This is a genomic window from Pseudonocardia cypriaca (genome assembly GCF_006717045.1).
Taxonomy (GTDB): domain Bacteria; phylum Actinomycetota; class Actinomycetes; order Mycobacteriales; family Pseudonocardiaceae; genus Pseudonocardia; species Pseudonocardia cypriaca.
Genome location: NZ_VFPH01000001.1, coordinates 98,562 through 115,277, shown reverse-complemented (window position 1 = coordinate 115,277; position 16,716 = coordinate 98,562). Strand labels below are relative to the sequence as shown.

General features: G+C 73.3%; 19 protein-coding genes. 10 read left to right on the top strand and 9 right to left on the bottom strand.

Translation table 11 applies throughout. The features are described 5' to 3' along the window. The first annotated feature begins 53 nt into the window (after positions 1 to 53). The 6 genes from FB388_RS00605 (at position 54) to FB388_RS00580 (ending at position 3,573) form a co-directional block, all read left to right on the top strand. A complete protein-coding gene (locus FB388_RS00605) occupies positions 54 to 1,055 on the top strand; it encodes a TIGR03842 family LLM class F420-dependent oxidoreductase (RefSeq protein ID WP_142095550.1) in 1,002 nt (333 codons plus the stop codon). 16 nt (positions 1,056 to 1,071) lie between these two features. After that, positions 1,072 to 1,371: a DUF1330 domain-containing protein gene (locus FB388_RS00600; protein WP_142095548.1), complete on the top strand. Its 300-nt coding sequence runs from the start codon at positions 1,072 to 1,074 to the stop codon at positions 1,369 to 1,371. Between the two features lie 110 nt (positions 1,372 to 1,481). Then, entirely contained in the window at positions 1,482 to 1,658 is a 177-nt protein-coding gene (locus tag FB388_RS00595) for a DUF1059 domain-containing protein (RefSeq protein ID WP_142095546.1), read from the top strand. Between the two features lie 103 nt (positions 1,659 to 1,761). Further along, complete coding sequence (locus FB388_RS00590) at positions 1,762 to 2,241, top strand: glutathione peroxidase (protein ID WP_142095544.1); 480 nt, start codon at positions 1,762 to 1,764, stop codon at positions 2,239 to 2,241. 67 nt (positions 2,242 to 2,308) lie between these two features. After that, positions 2,309 to 2,710: a cupin domain-containing protein gene (locus tag FB388_RS00585; RefSeq protein WP_246121427.1), complete on the top strand. Its 402-nt coding sequence runs from the start codon at positions 2,309 to 2,311 to the stop codon at positions 2,708 to 2,710. Continuing rightward, the gene (locus FB388_RS00580) at positions 2,707 to 3,573 is read left to right on the top strand and encodes an NAD-dependent epimerase/dehydratase family protein (protein ID WP_142095542.1); all 867 of its coding nucleotides are present in this window, start codon (positions 2,707 to 2,709) and stop codon (positions 3,571 to 3,573) included. The genes FB388_RS00585 and FB388_RS00580 overlap by 4 nt, the downstream gene beginning before the upstream one ends. Here FB388_RS00580 and pdxR read toward each other — a convergent pair. Both pdxR and FB388_RS00570 read right to left on the bottom strand, forming a co-directional pair. After that, positions 3,554 to 4,945, bottom strand: a complete 1,392-nt coding sequence (gene pdxR / locus FB388_RS00575; RefSeq protein ID WP_246121425.1) for a MocR-like pyridoxine biosynthesis transcription factor PdxR — start codon at positions 4,943 to 4,945, stop codon at positions 3,554 to 3,556. The genes FB388_RS00580 and pdxR overlap by 20 nt on opposite strands. 2 nt (positions 4,946 to 4,947) lie before the next feature. Further along, positions 4,948 to 5,367, bottom strand: coding sequence for a MerR family transcriptional regulator (locus FB388_RS00570; protein ID WP_142095538.1), 420 nt, complete (start codon positions 5,365 to 5,367; stop codon positions 4,948 to 4,950). 28 nt (positions 5,368 to 5,395) lie between these two features. Here FB388_RS00570 and FB388_RS00565 point away from each other — a divergent pair, with 28 nt between their 5' ends. Next, complete coding sequence (locus tag FB388_RS00565; protein WP_142095537.1) at positions 5,396 to 6,148, top strand: methyltransferase domain-containing protein; 753 nt, start codon at positions 5,396 to 5,398, stop codon at positions 6,146 to 6,148. On the opposite strand, the gene FB388_RS00560 is transcribed toward FB388_RS00565, so the two are convergent. Together FB388_RS00560 and FB388_RS00555 are read right to left on the bottom strand one after the other, a co-directional pair. After that, a complete protein-coding gene (locus FB388_RS00560; RefSeq protein WP_142095535.1) occupies positions 6,135 to 7,682 on the bottom strand; it encodes a multicopper oxidase family protein in 1,548 nt (515 codons plus the stop codon). The two genes, FB388_RS00565 and FB388_RS00560, sit on opposite strands and share 14 nt — an antisense overlap. Continuing rightward, positions 7,679 to 8,104 (bottom strand): hypothetical protein, encoded by a 426-nt coding sequence (locus FB388_RS00555; protein ID WP_142095533.1) that lies wholly within the window; start codon positions 8,102 to 8,104, stop codon positions 7,679 to 7,681. The genes FB388_RS00560 and FB388_RS00555 overlap by 4 nt, the downstream gene beginning before the upstream one ends. A 99-nt stretch (positions 8,105 to 8,203) precedes the next feature. On the opposite strand from FB388_RS00555, the gene FB388_RS00550 reads away from it, so the two are divergent. The 3 genes from FB388_RS00550 to FB388_RS00540 are packed head-to-tail and all read left to right on the top strand — an operon-like array spanning position 8,204 to position 10,184. After that, on the top strand, positions 8,204 to 8,536 hold the full coding sequence (locus FB388_RS00550) for a PadR family transcriptional regulator (protein ID WP_142095531.1): 333 nt from the start codon (positions 8,204 to 8,206) through the stop codon (positions 8,534 to 8,536). Between the two features lie 5 nt (positions 8,537 to 8,541). Then, positions 8,542 to 9,225, top strand: a complete 684-nt coding sequence (locus tag FB388_RS00545; RefSeq protein WP_142095529.1) for a permease prefix domain 1-containing protein — start codon at positions 8,542 to 8,544, stop codon at positions 9,223 to 9,225. A 35-nt stretch (positions 9,226 to 9,260) separates the two neighbouring features. Further along, entirely contained in the window at positions 9,261 to 10,184 is a 924-nt protein-coding gene (locus FB388_RS00540) for an SDR family oxidoreductase (RefSeq protein WP_142095527.1), read from the top strand. Positions 10,185 to 10,557: 373 nt separating this feature from the next. On the opposite strand, the gene FB388_RS00535 is transcribed toward FB388_RS00540, so the two are convergent. From FB388_RS00535 to FB388_RS00515, 5 genes are all read right to left on the bottom strand, one after another. Further along, on the bottom strand, positions 10,558 to 11,478 hold the full coding sequence (locus FB388_RS00535; protein ID WP_142095525.1) for an ABC transporter substrate-binding protein: 921 nt from the start codon (positions 11,476 to 11,478) through the stop codon (positions 10,558 to 10,560). After that, a complete protein-coding gene (locus FB388_RS00530) occupies positions 11,475 to 12,197 on the bottom strand; it encodes an ABC transporter permease (protein ID WP_142095523.1) in 723 nt (240 codons plus the stop codon). Before FB388_RS00530 ends, FB388_RS00535 begins: the two co-directional genes overlap by 4 nt. Beyond that, a complete protein-coding gene (locus tag FB388_RS00525; RefSeq protein WP_211361701.1) occupies positions 12,194 to 12,850 on the bottom strand; it encodes an ABC transporter permease in 657 nt (218 codons plus the stop codon). Before FB388_RS00525 ends, FB388_RS00530 begins: the two co-directional genes overlap by 4 nt. Next, positions 12,847 to 13,944 carry an ABC transporter ATP-binding protein gene (locus FB388_RS00520; protein ID WP_142095521.1) on the bottom strand — a complete coding sequence of 366 codons (1,098 nt, stop codon included), beginning with the start codon at positions 13,942 to 13,944 and terminating at the stop codon, positions 12,847 to 12,849. Before FB388_RS00520 ends, FB388_RS00525 begins: the two co-directional genes overlap by 4 nt. Before the next feature lie 102 nt (positions 13,945 to 14,046). After that, positions 14,047 to 16,599: an EAL domain-containing protein gene (locus tag FB388_RS00515; RefSeq protein ID WP_170225416.1), complete on the bottom strand. Its 2,553-nt coding sequence runs from the start codon at positions 16,597 to 16,599 to the stop codon at positions 14,047 to 14,049. Positions 16,600 to 16,716: the final 117 nt, after the last annotated feature.

The following is a 16,716-nucleotide window of genomic DNA, read 5'->3' as shown; positions in this document are numbered from 1 at the left end:
GCGACGGTGCGGGCGGCATGCGTCCGAGCCCGCCGAAGCGGAGCGGAGGCGCAATGGACATAGGCCTGGTCCTGCAGACCGACCCGCCGGCGCAGACCGTCGTCGACCTCATGGTGCGGGCCGAGGAGCTGGGGTTCAGCCACGGCTGGACGTTCGACTCGCACGTGCTCTGGCAGGAGCCCTACGTCATCTACCCGCGGATCCTGGAGCGGACGCAGCGGATGATCGTCGGGCCGATGGTGACCAACCCGGCCACCCGGGACTGGACCGTCATCGCGTCGCTGCACGCAACGCTGAACGAGCAGTTCGGCAACCGCACCATCTGCGGCATCGGCCGCGGCGACTCCGCGGTGCGCGTCCAGGGCCGTCCGCCCACCACGCTGGCCCGGCTGGAGGAGTCGATCCACGTCATCCGCGAGCTCGCGGAGGGCCGCGCCGTCGAGCTGCACGGCACGACGGTGCAGATCCCGTGGATCGCCGACGGCGCGAAGCTCCCGGTGTGGATGGCCGGGTACGGGCCGAAGGCGCTCGACCTCGTCGGGCGCGCTGCCGACGGGTTCATCCTGCAGCTCGCCGACCCCTACCTCGTGGAGTGGACGGTCAAGACCGTCCGCGCCGCCGCGGAGGCGGCCGGCCGGGACCCCGCGGCGATCACGGTCTGCGTGGCCGCGCCCGCGTACGTCGGTGACGACCTCGGTCACGCCCGCGACCAGTGCCGCTGGTTCGGCGGGATGGTCGGCAACCACGTCGCCGACCTCGTCACGCGCTACGGCGAGACGTCGGCGGCCGTGCCCGCGGCGCTGACCGGCTACATCAAGGGCCGCGAGGGCTACGACTACAGCCACCACGGCCGCGCCGGCAACCGGTCGACCGACTTCGTGCCCGACGAGGTCGTCGAGCGGTTCTGCCTGCTCGGGCCGCCGTCCGCGCAGCTGGAACGGCTCGCCGAGCTGAAGGGGCTCGGCGTGGACCAGTTCGCGATCTACGCCATGCACGACGCCCGCGAGGCGACGATCGATGCCTACGGAGCGGCGGTCATCCCCGCCCTCTCCTGACGTCCTGGAGGTCTCATTGCCCGGCTACCTCATCCTGCACGGCGAGGTGACCGATCCCGAGGGGTACGAGGAGTACAAGGAGAAGGCCCAGGTCCTCCTCGCCGAGCACGGTGCGCGCTACCTCGCGCGCGGCGGCGAGGCCACTCCGCTCGAGGGCGAGTGGCTGCCCCGGTTCGTCGTGGTGGAGTTCCCGAGCTACGAGGCCGCCCTCGCCTTCTACCACTCGCCGGAGTACCAGGAGGTGGCCGAGATCCGGAAGCGCTTCAGCAACTCGGCCGTGGCGATCGTGGAAGGGCTGCCGGCCCCGGCGCCGTGATCCGCCGACGTGATCCAGCTCGGCAAGCGGGTGGTCGGCACCCAGGTGGTGCTGTTTACGGCCGCTGCGGAGGAGGAGCCTGGGCAGCCTTCCGATCGAAGGAGCAGGTCATGGCTTACACGATTCGGTGCGCAGACAGCGGAGCTGACTGTCCGGGCGAGTTCGCCGCCGAGACCAGAGAGGAACTGGACCGGCACGTCGAGATGCATGTTCAGATGGCTCATCCCGACATGGTCTTCGACGAGAACACGAAGGCCGCGGTCGACGGTTTGGTTCGCCAGCGCTGAACGCCACAGTCCCGCAGCACTTGCGCGACCCCACAATGCGCGGCGCCACCGAAGGCCTCGTGAGGGTGACCTGCCTGAACTCCCCCGTGCGTAGCCTGGAACCGTGCCTGAGATCAATACCTTGGACGGCCGGCCCACCACGCTCGAGCAGCTGCGCGACGGCAAGGCCGCCCTCGTCGTCAACGTGGCCTCCCGGTGCGGGCTCACGCCGCAGTACACCGCGCTGGAGGAGCTGCAGCAGAAGTACGGGTCACGCGGCTTCACCGTGGTCGGCGTGCCGTGCAACCAGTTCGGCGACCAGGAGCCGGGGTCGGCCGAGGAGATCCAGACCTTCTGCTCCACCACCTACGGAGTCAGCTTCCCGATGACCGAGAAGGTCGACGTCAACGGGCCTGGCCGGCACCCGCTCTACCAGGCGCTGACCGAGACCCCCGACGACACCGGGGAGGCGGGCGACGTGCAGTGGAACTTCGAGAAGTTCCTCCTGTCCGCCGACGGCCGGGTGGTCGCCCGGTTCCGGCCGATGACCACGCCGGACGACCCCAAGGTGATCGCGGCCATCGAGGCCCAGCTGAACGCGTAACCGGTACAGCAGATCCACTCCGAACCGGTCCAGGTGACTGGACCGGTTCGTCGCTAGCGTCGCTACCGTGCAGTCCTCGAACTCCATCTTCACCTCCCTCGCCCACCAGCCCCTGCCTGCGCTCCCCGACGACGCCCAGGTCATGACGGCCACCGTCGAGGTGCCGCCCGGCGACCCGGGCACGCCGCCCCACCGCCACTCCGGCCCCGTGTACGGCTACGTCACGGAGGGCGCGATCGTCTGGGAGCTGGAAGGCGAGCCGGAGCGCGTGATCCGCGCGGGTGAGGCGTTCTGGGAGCCCGGCGGCGACGTGATCCACTACCAGGCCGGGAACGCGCTGCCCGATGCGTGGAGCCGCTTCGTGGTGGTGATGGTGCACGCCCCGAGCGCGCCGATGCTCACCCTCGTCGACGAGGCCGAGCTCGCCGAGCGCCGCCACCTGCGCGCCCCGCGGGCGGTGCGGGCATGACGCGCATCCTGCTGGCCGGATCGACCGGCGTCGTGGGCAGGCGGCTCGTCCCGCTGCTGGTCGAGCGCGGCCACCACGTCGTCGCGCTCACCCGCAGGCCGGACCGCGTCCCCGCGCTGCGTGCGGCGGGAGCACACCCGGCGGTCGTCGACGTGCGGGACGCCGCCGCGCTCGCGGCCACGATCCGCGACACCGCGCCGGAGGTGGTGGTGCACCAGCTCACCGACCTCGGCGGGGCCGACCTCGCCGCCAACGCAGAGCTGCGGATGTCCGGCACCCGGCACCTCGTCGACGCCGCGCTCGCCGCGGGCGCCCGCCGGATCGTCGCGCAGAGCATCGCATGGGCCTACGCGGGCGGGGACGGCCCCGCCGACGAGGACACCCCGCTGGACCTCGACGCCCCCGAGCCCCGTGCCACGTCCGTCCGCGGCGTCGCCGCGCTCGAGGCCGCGGTGCGCGAGGCGCCGGCGTGGGTGGTGCTGCGCTACGGGATGTTCTACGGGCCGGACACGTGGTTCGCCCCCGACGGCCTGCGCGCCGCCGACGCGCGGGCCGGCCGCCTCGTCGCGGACGGCGACGTGACGAGCTTCCTGCACGTGGACGACGCAGCCGCGGCCGCGGTGGCCGCGCTCGGGTGGCCGTCCGGCGCGGTGAACGTCTGCGACGACGAGCCGGCGGCCGCCCGTGACTGGGTGCCGGCCTTCTGCGCCTCGGTAGGAGCAGCGCCCCCACCGGTTTCGGACGCCCCGCGGCGGGAGTGGGCCCGCGGTGCCGACAACCGGCGTTCCCGCGAACAGCTCGGCTGGACGCCGCAGCACCGGTCGTGGCGCCGCGGGTTCGCCCTCACCGCAGCAGCTCGGTGAGGGCGTCGAGCGCCCGGCGCCACGCGTGCCCGGGCGGCGTGGCGTAGCCGATCACCAACGCCCCGGGCCGGTCCGGGGCAGGCCGGTGCCAATAGCCGCCGGTGTGCAGGCCGTGCAGGCGCACACCGGCCCGCTCGGCGGCGTCCACCGTCCGCCGCTCCCGCTCGGCGGACCCCACCGGGAGCAACGCGTGCAGCCCGGCCGCCACCCCGGCGGGCGGTGGCGCGCCGATCGCCGCGAGCCGGGCACCGAGCTCCTGCCGACGCCCCCGGTAGGCCAGCCGCATCCGGCGCACGTGCCGGTCGTACTCACCGCGCCTGAGCAGGTCGGCGAGCGCGAGCTGGTCGATGGCGGGAACCCACGCGCCGAGCGCCCTCATCTCGGCCTCCAGGGGTGCCCGCAGCGCCCGCGGCACCACCAGCCAGCCCAGCCGCATGCCCGGCGCGAGCGTCTTGCTCACGCTGCCGGCGAACACGACGCGGTCCGGGTCGAGCGGCTGCATCGCCCCGACCGGCTGCCGGTCGTACCGGAACTCGCCGTCGTAGTCGTCCTCGACGACGAACCCGTCGCAGCGGCGGGCCCACTCGACCACCGCGGCCCGGCGCGCGGGCGCCAGCACCACGCCGTACGGGTGCTGGTGGGCGGGTGTGAGCAGTGCGAGCGCCGGATCCTCCGGCAGAGCGGCCGCGTCGGCGCCCGCGTCGTCCACCGGCAGGGCCACCGGGGTCAGCCCGGCGGCGGTCAGCACTTCGCGGTGGCGCGCGAATCCCGGGTCCTCGGCCCCGGCGTGCCGCATGCCCAGCCGGTGGACGGCTCGGGCGAGCAACGCCAGCCCCTGCGTGAACCCCGCCGTCACGACGACGGCGTTCCCGTCCGCCCGCACCCCGCGGGTGCGCGCGACGTGCTCGGCGACCGCGGCCCGCAGCTCCGGAAGGCCGCCGGGTTCGACGTAGTCCAGCGACGCTGCACTCCCGGCGAGCGCCCGCCGGACGGCCCCGGCCCACGGCGTGCGGGGGAACGCGCTGAGGTCGGGACGGCCCGGGCGCAGGTCGATGCCGGCACGGGTGCCGGCCGGGACGGGCCGGCCGTCCGGTTCGGGCGTGACGGAACCGGACGGGACGGTGCCGACGACCGTGCCCGATCCCGCCACGCCGACGAGCCAGCCCTCGGCCACGAGCTGGCTGAACGCCTGCACGACCGTGCCGCGGGACAGGCCGAGATCGGCCGCGAGGCTGCGCGTGCCCGGCAGGCGGGTGCCAGGGGTGAGGCGGCCCGAGCGCACCGCGTCGCGCAGCGCGTCCTCCAGGGCGCGGCCGCGCCCGCGCACTGGCCCGACGTCCAGGTGCAGGTCGAGCCCGCGGACGTTGCCCACGCTCACCGCTCGCGGGCCGGCGGGATCCGGGCCTCGATACCCGCGAGGAAGTTCGGGCACTCGATGAAGTCGGGCGCCGGGCACCTCAGCCCGTGGGCGATCAGCTCTCGCGCGGCGACCGCCGACTCGATGCGGCGCTTCAGCTCGGCGTCGTGCCGGGCCAGCACCTCCTTGCGCGCGGCGGGGTCGGTGGTGTCCAGCATCGCTCGCACCTGCTCCAGCCCGAACCCGAGCTCCTTGCACTGCTGGATGAACGCCACCCGCGCCAGCGCGTCCCGGCCGTACCGGCGTCGCCCGCTCACGCGGCGCGCAGGCGCGATGAGCCCGACCGCCTCCCAGTGCCTCAGGACGTGCGTGGCGAGCCCGAACCGATCGGCCACCTCGCCGATCGTCATCTCGATCTGCTCGGAGCTTGACTTCACGTCAACATGAAAAGGCAGGGTCGGGTCCATGGACAAGGCCTTCCTCGAGACCCTGCTCGCCTTCGACCGGCGACCCGACTCCCTGCAGCTGCGCCGCCGGTCCTACGGACTGCTGCAGATCGAGCGCGGCAGCCGGGTGGTGGACGTCGGCTGCGGCGCCGGCACGGCCGTCGGCGAGCTCGCCGAACTCGGAGCGGACGCCGTCGGCATCGACGCCGCCCCGGAAGCCGTCGCCTTCGCGCGCGAGCTCCATCCGGACCGCCGGTTCGAGGTGGGGGACGCGCAACAGCTGCCGTTCGCCGACGAGAGCCTCGACGGATACCGGGCCGAGAAGCTCTACCACGCGCTCGACGACCCGGACAAAGCGTGCGCCGAGGCGCTCCGGGTGCTCGCTCCCGGCGGGCGGATCGTCCTCGTCGGTCAGGACTGGGAGCTGATCGCGATCGACTCCGACGACCCGGCGCTCACCGGGGTGATGGTGACCGCCAGCGCCGACGAGATGGTCAACGGCCGGGTGGCCCGCCGCTACCGCAACCTGCTGCTGGACACCGGCTTCGACGGTGTCTCCTGCGAGGTGCACACGGCCGTCCTCACCGATCCGGAACTGGCGCTGTTCATGGCCAGCCGCCTGGCGACGGGCGCGGTGCGCGCCGGTGTGGTGAGCGAGGCGCAGGCCGAGACGTGGCTCGACGACCAGCGCAGCCGGGCCGACCGCGATCGGGCGCTCGTCGCGATACCGCTGTTCCTCGCCGCCGGACGCCGGCCGCTCACACCGTCCTGACCGTCCCCATCATCGCCATGTCCTCGTGCTCGAGGTTGTGGCAGTGGAGGACGAACCGGCCCGCGTAGTCCGAGAACCGCACCGCCACGTCCACGACCTCGGCCGGACGGACGTCCACGGTGTCCTTCCAGCCCGCGTCGTACTCGCCCGGGTCCCGGCCGTTGCGACGCAGCACCTGGAAGGCGTCGAGGTGCACGTGGACGGGGTGGTGCACGTCGGTGACGAAGCGCCACACCTCGGTCTCACCGAGCCGGATGTCGGCGAGCGACGTGTCCGGGTCGAACGAGGTGCCGTTGATCGTCCAGCCGCGGTGGTCGCCGACACCGCCGCGCGCGAAGCGGAAGACGCGCTGCGGCGCGCCGGGCGGCGGGACGAGGGGCTCGAACTCGGCGAGCCGCTCGGGCACGCGGCTGTCGTCCGTGGCCTTGCGCACCACCCGGAACCGCATCACGTCCCCCGCCCGGCCTGCGTCGAGCCCGTTGACCATCGTCACCTCGGTGCCGACCGGCAGCAGCGAGAAGTCCACGACCACGTCGAACCGCTCCCCCGAGGAGATCTCGATCGCGTCGTGCTCCACCGGAGCCGCCAGCAGCCCGCCGTCCGACCCGATCTGGACCATCGGCAGGTCCGGCCCGCCCGGCACGGTGAGCGCGAGCCGGTAGCGGCGGGCGTTCGAGGCGTTCAGCAGCCGCAGCCGGTAGCGGGCCGCGTCGACCTCGTGCACGGGCCAGGGCACCCCGTTGACGAGCACGACGTCCCCCAGCACGCCCTCCATCCAGTCGTCCTCCACGCCGGGGAGCGTCCGCATGCCCTGGTCGAGGCCCGGGTAGGCGAACGAGCCGTCGGCGGCGAACGACCGGTCGCAGATCATCAGCGGCAGCTCCCGCCGGTCGCGGGGCAGCGGCAGGGCGTCCTCGACGTCGTCGCGCACGATGTGGAAGCCGGCCAGCCCGCGGTAGACGGCCGGGCCGGTGAAGTCCATCCGGTGCTCGTGGTACCAGAGCGTGCCGGCTCGCTGGTCGTTCGGGTAGCGGTGCTCCCGCTCGCCCGCAGCGAGGTCGCCGACCATGCCGTGATGGCTCCAGCCGGCCGTGTCGCCCACCGGCAGCACGAGGTCCAGGGGCCATCCGTCGGACTCGGCGGGCGTGTGCCCGCCGTGCAGGTGCACCACGGTCGGCACCGGCAGCTCGTTGCGGTGGCGCACCACCACCGGCTGCCCGCGGCGGGTCTCGAACGTCGGCCCGGGGAAGATCCCGTCGTAGCCCAGGATCGGGGTCCGCATCCCGGGCAGGATCTCCGCGTCGGCCACGCGCTGGGTCACGCGGTAGAGCTGCGCCCCGGACGCGTCCGTGCCGACCGGGCGTGCAACCGGCGGCACGGGCAACGGCACCCGGAACGGCTCCGGCAGCGGCCACGCGCTGGCCAGCACCTCCCCGGTGGAACCCACCGCCACCCCCGACCCGCAGGCCGGGAGCGCTGCGAGCGCAGCCGCCCCGCCCAGCAGCCCGAGGAACCCGCGCCGCGTCAGGTTCATCGCGCACCCCGGGGGCGAGCCGCCGAGGGGGTCCAGACCCACGCGGCGAGCAGCACCGCGACCACCACGATCGCGACGCCGAGCGGGACGTGCACCTCCAGCGCGCGGGAGTGGCCCACCCCGATCTGGTAGCCCTCTGCGAGGAACAGCAGCACGGTCACCGGCAGCACCCACAGCCGTCCACGCCCACCGACGACATACGCGAGGGCGCCTGCCACCAGGCTCATCGCGACCAGCGCCAGCAGCGACCCGACGAGGCCGTGCACCTCGATCGCGTCGACGTCGCCGGTGAGGAAGAGGCCGGCGAGCACCGGCTGGGCGAGCACGGCGACCAGGTGCGCGGTGAGCAGGAACCGCAGCGTCCAGAGCGATGCCCGCGGTCGCCTGCCCGGAGCGGCCGTCGGGCGTACAAGGGTCTCCACGGCCGGGACACTATAGGTAGACAGCCTACTTATATATCCGGGATTTCCCTGATCCAGCACCTGATGTGCGAGCGCCCCCGATAAGTAGGATCCCTGTACATGAAGCCCGACGCCGTTCGCGGCCACCTCGACGGGCTGATCCTCGCGGTGCTCGAGGACGGCCCCCGGCACGGCTACGCGATCATCGAAGCGCTGCAGGCCCGCAGCGGCGGCCGGCTCGACCTGCCGACCGGCACCGTCTACCCCGCGCTGCGCCGCCTGGAGCGGGCCGCGCTGCTGTCGGGCGCGTGGAGCACCGTGGGCGGACGGGAGCGGCGCACGTACACGCTCACCAGGGCCGGCCGGCACGCCCTCGCCGGCCAGCGCGCCGACTGGAGCGAGTTCAGCGCCGTCGTCGACGCGGTCCTGCGGCCTGCGGCAGGCACGCCGTGACCGCCGTGACCGATCCCGTCGGCGCCCACGTCGCCGAGCTCGACCGCGCCCTGCACGGGCCGGCCGCCCTGAAGCGCAGCATGATCGCCGAGGTGCGCCACGGCCTCGCCGACGCCGTCGCCTGCCACCAGGATCGCGGGCTCGAGCCCCAACGGGCGGCCGCCGAAGCCGTCCGGGAGTTCGGGTCGGTGCACGAGGTGGCCCCGCTGCTGCAGGAGGAGCTCACCGCGCGGCAGGGGCGGCGCACGGCCCAACTGGTCGTCGTGGCGTTCCCCGCCTTGCTGCTCGCCTGGGATGCGCTGTGGATGACGGGCCAGGCCTGGCAGTCGCCCCCGTCCCCCATGGTCGGCTCGCTGGCTCGCGCCGTGGACGTCCTGACCGTGCTGATCACCGTTGCCGCGCTCGTCCTGCTGCTGGCCACGTTCCGGGACGGTCCGCTGCCCCGGTGGGTCACGACGCTGAGCGGTCTCGTGGCCGCACTCGGCGTCGCCGGCTGCGGCGGCATGTCCCTCGTCATGAACCTGCTGAAACCCCACGCGGCCGGCGAGCTGTTCGCCGCCAACCCCGCGACGGCCGTCGTGCTCACGGCGACCGCACTGATCGCGGCACTGGTGACCCGGTCCGCCGTCCGATCGCTGCGGTTCGCGCACACGAGACGTGCGGCTCGGGTGGGACCGAGCCAAACCTGACGAGATCTGTCATGGTTGTGCTCGACGATCTCCTCATGACAGGAACGGAGCGGCCGCTCACCGGCCGAGTGGCGCTGGTGGCGGGGGCGACGCGTGGCGCGGGTCGGGGCATCGCCGTGGAGCTGGGCGCGGCGGGAGCAACGGTGTACGTCACGGGCCGCACCACCCGCGAGAGACGCAGCGAGTACGACCGGCCGGAGACCATCGAGGACACCGCCGACCTCGTGACGGCCGCGGGCGGCACCGGCATCGCGGTGCCCACCGACCACCTCGTCCCGGAGCAGGTCGAGCGGCTCGTGGCCCGCATCGACGCCGATCACGGCCGCCTCGACGTGCTGGTCAACGACATCTGGGGCGGCGAGTACCTCGCGGAGTGGGACAAGCCGGTGTGGGAGCACTCCCTCACCGACGGCCTGCGGATCCTGCGCCTCGCGATCGACACCCACCTCGTGACGGCCCGCTACGCGTTCCCACTGCTGATCAAGCGGCGGGGAGGGCTGGTCGTGGAGGTCACCGACGGCACCGCCGAGTACAACGCCGACCACTACCGGCTCAACGTCTACTACGACCTCGCCAAGGTCGCACCCATCCGGCTCGCGCGCAGCTGGGCGCACGAGCTCGGCCCGCACGGCGCCACCGCCGTCGCGATCACCCCCGGCTGGCTCCGCTCCGAGATCATGCTGCACGAGTACGGCGTGACCGAGGAGAACTGGCGCGACGCGTGCAGCAAGGAACCACACTTCGCGATCTCGGAGACCCCGCGCTTCGTCGGCCGCGCCGTCGCCGCGCTCGCCGCCGACCAGGGACGCGACCGGTGGCAAGGCAAGAGCCTCTCCAGCGGCGGCCTCGCGAAGGAGTACGGCTTCACCGATCTCGACGGCTCGACCCCCGACGCCTGGCGCTACGTGGTGGAGGTGCAGGACGCGGGGAAGCCGGCGGATGTGACGGGGTACCGCTGACGAGTGGACGCGGCGCCTTGGTCCGTGGGTCCCGGACGGATCAGCACCCAGTGATCGGTCCGAGATGGCGACGATCGCCCCGGCGAGGGCGCAAACCGTGATCTCACGGCGATCAACGCCGCATGATCGGTTCGAGATGAGGTGGATCGCCCTGGTGAGGGCGTTGAGCCGCGCGTCGCAATGATCACGGGCGCGTGGGCATGATCAGGTCGACGCCTCGGATCTTCGATCTTGATTCGAGACCCGTGGTGTCGACCTGATCATCAAGGCTCGGCTTGGCGCGCCGTTCCCGACCCCGGCGGGGAGACCGCGAGAAACGAGCTGGGCCAGGGGTCGTGCAGCTCTGATCGACCCCCCACCGACTCGCGCACACTCACCCGAGGCTGTTGGCCGTGAGCCACCTCTTCGCCACGTCCGCCACCGTGTTCTCCCCCGCGTTGGCGACCTCGCGGTTGAGCTGGAGCAAGGCGTCGGTGGTCAGGGCCGAGGAGATCGAGTTCAAGGTTTGGCGCACCTGGTCGTTCGCCTTGTTCTTGTTCACCAGCGGCACGACGTTCTGGGCCGCGAAGTTGTTCTTCGGGTCCTCGAGCGCCACCCAGCCGCGGTCGGCGATGGTGGGGTCGGTGGTGAACAGGTCGGCGGCCTGGATGGTGCCGTCGGTGAGGGCCGCGACGGTGAGGGGGCCGCCCGCGTCGAGCGAGCGGAAGTCGGCGAACTTGCAGTTGTAGAGCCGTTCGATGCCGGGCAGGCCGTAGGGGCGCTCGGCGAACTCCGGCGGGCCGCCGAACACGAGCTCGCCGCAGTGCGGGGCGAGGTCGTCGAGCGACCGGGCGTTGTACCGCTCCGCCGTCTCCTTGGTGATGACGACCGCGTCCTTGTCCTCCGCCTTGGACTGGTCCAGCACGATCAGCGGGTCGGGGAGCTTCGTCGTGAGCTCCTGGTACACCTGGTCGGACGCCGTGGCCGTGGCCTGGGCGTCGACCTCCTGCAGGAGGTTGCCGGTGTACTCGGGGATCAGGTCGATCGAGCCGTCCTTCAGCGCCGGGAAGTAGACCTCGCGGCTGCCGATCCCGAAGGAGCGCTCCACCTTGACGCCCTTGGCCTCGAGCGCCTGGGCGTAGATCTCCGCGAGCAGCCGGCTCTCGGTGAAGTTCGCGGACCCGACCTTGACCACGTCGGCGGCCGCCGGAGGCCCTCCCGCCGGCGCGCCGCTGTCGAGCGGGTTGCCACCGCCTCCGCAGGCTGTGAGGCCGAGGGCGAGCAGGCCGGTCAGCGCTACGAGCGTGCGTTTCATGATGCGATTCCTCCGGCGACGACGGGGGCCTGTCGGGGTGCCCTTCCGCGGGCAGGCGCGGTGCGCAGACCCGGTGAGACGATCAATCTTTGCAGTGCGCCGAGCAGCCCCTCGACGACCAGTGCGAGAGCGGCCACCAGCACTGCGCCCGCGGCCATCTGGGTGTAGTCGTTGCGGGCGAGGCCGTCGAGCAGGAAGCGCCCCAGGCCGCTGAGACCGATGTAGGCGCCGATCGTGGCGGTGGCGATCACCTGCAGGGTGGCGGTGCGCAGGCCGCCGATGATCAGCGGGACGGCGATCGGCAGCTCGACCTTGGCGAGCACCTCGTGCTCGCGCATGCCCATACCCCGAGCCGCGTCGATGACGGCGGGGTCGGCGTTGCGGACCCCCGCGTAGGTGCCGGCGAGCAGCGGCGGGACGGAGAGCACCACCAGCGCGATCGTGAGCGGCAGCAGGCCGATCCCGACGAAGCCGACCAGCAGCGTGAGCAGGCCGAGCTCCGGGAGCGCGCGCAGCCCGTTGGCCGCGCCGACGACGAGGAACCCGCCGCGCCGGGTGTGCCCGATCCAGGCCCCCAACGGGATGGCGATCACGGCCGCGATGAGGAGGGCCTGCGCGGTGTAGGCGAGGTGGTCGGCCAGCCGGGCCGGCACGCCCCTCGTGCCCGACCAGTGCGCCGGGTCGAGGAACCATTCGACGACCTGGACGAAGAGGTTCACGTGCCGCCCCCTGCCGCCTGCCGGTTCCAGGGCGTGAGGATCCGGCCGATCACGAGCAGCACGGCATCACCCGCCAGCGCGAGGAGCACGATCAGCGCGACGCCGACGATGATCTCCGTGGGGAACTGCAGCTGGAAGCCCTCCGTGAAGAACTCGCCCAGCCCGCCGACCCCGATGAGGGCGCCGACGCTGACCAGGCTGATGCTCGACACCGTGGCGACCCGCAGGCCTGCGACGAGCACCGGGATCGCCAGCGGCAGCTCGATGTCGAGGAACCGGCGCGCCGGCCGGTACCCCATCGCGGTGGCCGCCGCGATCACGAGGCCGGGCACGGCGGCGAGCGCGTCGGCGATGGTGCGCACGAGCAGCGCGACCGTGTAGATGGTGAGCGCGACGATGATGTTGATCTCGGACAGGATCCGGGTGCCGAGGATGCCGGGCAGCACGACGAACAGCGTGAGCGACGGGATCGTGTAGAGCACACCCGCCGCCGGCACGAGGATCGCCCTGGCGAGCGGGTACCGGTTGGCCAGCCAGCCGAGCGGGACGGAGAGCACGAGGCCCGCCACGATCGGGATCAGCGCCAGCCTCAGGTGCTCGACCAGGAGCGCGAGGATCCGGTCGGCGTTGCCGGGGATCCAGCTCCAGATCACGCGGCCGCCTCGTGCTCGCGGACCGCGTCCACGACCGCGAGGACGTCGCCTGCGGTGACCGAACCCACGACCGCGCCGTCGCCGTCGATGGCGACACCGACCCCCGACGGCGAGGAGAGCGCCGCGTCGAGCGCGCTGCGTAGCGACCCGCTCCCGATGTCGTAGAGCGAGCCGCCCGGAACGAGGTGGTCGGCCTCGACGACGGCGGCGCCGTTGCGTTCGGCGCCGTTGAGCCACCCCTGCGGGTGCTGCTCGGAGTCGACGACGAGCACCCATGCGTCGTCGTCTGGCACCGGCTCGCCCAGCGCGACGGTGGGCAGCTCGCCGATCGGGACGGCGTCGGACGACAGGAAGCCGAGGCCGCGGTAGCCGCGGTCGCGGCCGACGAAGTTGTCGACGAAGTCGTCGACCGGGCGGGCGAGCAGCTGGCCGGGCTGGTCGTACTGGGCGAGCACCCCTCCGACGCGCAGCACGGCGACCTTGTCGCCCAGCTTGATGGCCTCGTCGATGTCGTGGGTGACGAACACGATGGTCTTGCCCAGCTCGGACTGCAGGCGCAGCAGCTCGTCCTGCAGGCTCTCGCGCACGATCGGGTCGACCGCGCTGAACGGCTCGTCCATCAGCAGGATCGGCGGGTCGGCGGCCAGTGCGCGGGCCACGCCGACGCGCTGCTGCTGCCCGCCGGACAGCTGCGCGGGGTAGCGCCCTGCCATCTCGCGCGCGAGGCCGACGATCTCCATCAGCTCCGCGGCGCGCGAGCGGGCCTTCGCCTTGCTCCAGCCGAGCAGCAGCGGGACGGTGGCGATGTTGTCGAGGATGGTGCGGTGCGGGAACAGGCCCGCCTGCTGGATGACGTAGCCGATGCCGCGGCGCAGCTCCGCGGCATCGGTGGCGGCGACGTCGCGCCCGTCGACTGTGATCTTGCCCTCCGTGGGCTCGATCATGCGGTTGATCATCCGCAGCGACGTGGTCTTGCCGCAGCCGGACGGCCCGACGAAGACCGTGATCCCACCTGCCTCGACGACGAGGTCGAGGTTGTCGACGGCGACCGTGCCGTCGGGGAAGCGCTTGGTCACGCCCCGGAACTCGATCACAGGGGAGACCTCCGTGTTCGCCGACGACCCCTTGCCGGTCGCCGCTGCCAGCGAGGCTAACGCGAGGCGCTGACAACCGCGAACGTTGTGAGCGGCTCGTGATCAGACGCGGCTGGAGCGGGCGGCGGACGCCGGCGTCGCGAGCCTCCCGCGGGCGAGCACCTCGCGCACGCCCTCCCCGCGCACGGGGCGGGAGAACAGCCAGCCCTGGTAGGCGTCCACGCCGATGCCGCGCAGCACGTGGAACTGCTCGGCGGTCTCCACGCCCTCCGCCACCGTGGTGCGGCCCATCGCGCGCGCCATGTCCACGACGGCGCGGGCCACGGCGAAGTCGGCCGGGTCGTCGGCGATGCCCGTGACGAAGGCGCGGTCGACCTTGACAGTCTGCGCCGGCAGCTCCTTCAGCCGGGCGAGTGACGAGTAGCCGGTGCCGAAGTCGTCGACCGCGAACCGCACGCCGCGCTCGGTGAGCTCGGCCATGGCGGCGAGCGCGTGCGGCGGGAGTGCGACGAGGCTGGTCTCGACGAGCTCGAGCACGAGCCGGTCCCACTCGAGCCCGGCATCAGACACGGCGTCGCTCACGGCGGCGCGGAACCCCGGGTCGCCGGGCAGCAGCCCGGCCAGGTTGACGGCGACCGCGCACCGGCGGCCGCGGTACTCGGGCCACGCCGCCGCCTCGCGGGTGGCCGCCCGCAACACCCACAGGTCGAGCTCGCGCAGCAGGCCGCTGCGCTGCGCCACCGGCAGGAAGTCGGACGGCGGGATCAGCCCGCGCTCCGGGTGCGGCCAGCGCACGAGCGCCTCCGCCGAGATCATCGTGCCGTCCGGAGCCACCACGGGCTGGTAGTCGAGCACGAGGCCGTCGGCCGCGATCGCCGCTCGCAGCTCCGCCTCCAGCTCGAGGGCCTTGGTGGCGGAGCTGACCACGCCGTCGGTGGCGATCCCGATGCCGCCCCGCGCCTGCCGGCGCTTGGCGTCGTGCATCGCGGCCTCGGCGAAGCGCAGCAGGTCGGCGGCCCGCACCTCGCCGGTCGGCACGGGGGTGGCGAGCCCGACCGTCGCCGTCATCTGGACCGGGCGGCCGTGCACGGTGATCGTGGTGCGCAGCAGGTCGGCGACCGTCCGCGCGAGCAGGTCGGGGCCGCCGACCTCGGCGTGGTCCGCGCAGATCACGACGAACTCGTCGGCACCCAGCCGCGCCGCGGTGCACCCGAACGGCAGCTCGCGCTGCAGGCGTCCGGCGAGCGACACGAGCAGGTCGTCCCCGGCGTCGTGCCCGAGGGAGGAGTTGACGCGGGCGAAGTCGTCGAGGTCGCCGCACACCACGGCGACCCGCTCCCGGTCAGCCCCGGCCAGCAGCCGGTCCACGAGCTCGAGCCCGGCGGCCCGGTTGGGCAGGCGGGTGAGCTCGTCCACCGTGCCGGCGCTGCGCAGCAGCTCGGCTGCCCGGCGCCGGTCGGAGACGTCGGTGCAGGTCACGAGCCACAGGAAGCCGCCGTCGTCCGCCTCGGTCACGGAGACGGCCAGTTCGCACCACACCGTCGTGCCGTCGGCGCGGCGCAGCGGAGCGCTGTCGACCCGGTAGCCGTGGCGTGCCCCCCGGGGCACCGGGCGCAGCCATTCCGGCTGCGCTGCCCCGCCCGCGGGGGCGTCGTCTGCGGAGAGGGCGGTGGCCGCGGTGCCGCGCAGCCGTTCGAGCGGGACGTCCAGCAGCGCGCACATGCCCTCGTTGGCGTCCACGACGCGGCCCGCCGGGTCCAGCAGCGCGACCCCGACGGGCACGAGCGCCATCAGGTCGGCGAAGCGCCGCCCGGAACGCTCGACCCGGAACCTCGAGACCCGCTCCGCGCTCACGTCGTGCACGACACCGATCAGTCGCAGCGGGGTGCCGTCCGGGCCACGCTCCACCTGCGCCCGGCAGCTCAGCATGCGGTCGCCCGGCAGCTGCAGCTCGACGTGGTGGTCGGCGGTGGTGTTCCCGGCGCGCAGCTCCGCGCACAGCACGGCCACCTGCTCGGCCTCGATGGGCTGGGAGCCTGCACCGTCCGGGTCGATCCCGACCGAGCCGTAGAGCTCGTGGAGCGTCTCGCTGCGCTCGAGCGCGGACGTCGCGAGGTCGAAGGACCAGGTCCCGATCCGGGCCAGCCGCTCCAGCTCGGCCACCCAGACCGGGTCGACGCCCGGTGCGGCGTCCCGCTCGACGATCACGACACCGGTCAGGTCGACGCCCGGCAGCGGCCAGCGCACGGCGCGGACGGGCACGAGCCTCCCGTCCGCGCGCACCAGCCGCGTGTCCTGGTCCGGGCCGACGAGCAGCCGGTGCATCCGGGCACCGACGAGGGCCGCGGTGTCCGAGGCCCCCGCGAGGGCGGCGAGCGCCTCGTTTGCGCGCACGACCCGGCCGTCGTGGTCGTGCAGGAGCGCAGGCTCCGCCGGGAGCGGGACGGCCGGCACCCGATCCCGTTCCGGCGGCTCCGAGACGGCTCGGGCCAGCGTGGAGGCGAAGCGCGCCGCCTCCGGATGCACCTCGGCACCGAGCGCGGCGTACCGCTCGCGGTGCAGGTCCGCTCGCAGTACGGCGTCGGACCCGCTGTGCGGCTGGATCGGTGGCTCGACCACCGGGCCGTCGCCGAGGCGGTGTCCGAGCTCTCTCACGTCCATCTCCCAGCGTCGCGGCGTCGATACCCATCGCTACAACGACGCCGACGGCCACACGATCTGGGCGAGCTGCTCGATCGGCCTACCCCGCCCCGAGTGAGTGAACGGCCCGTC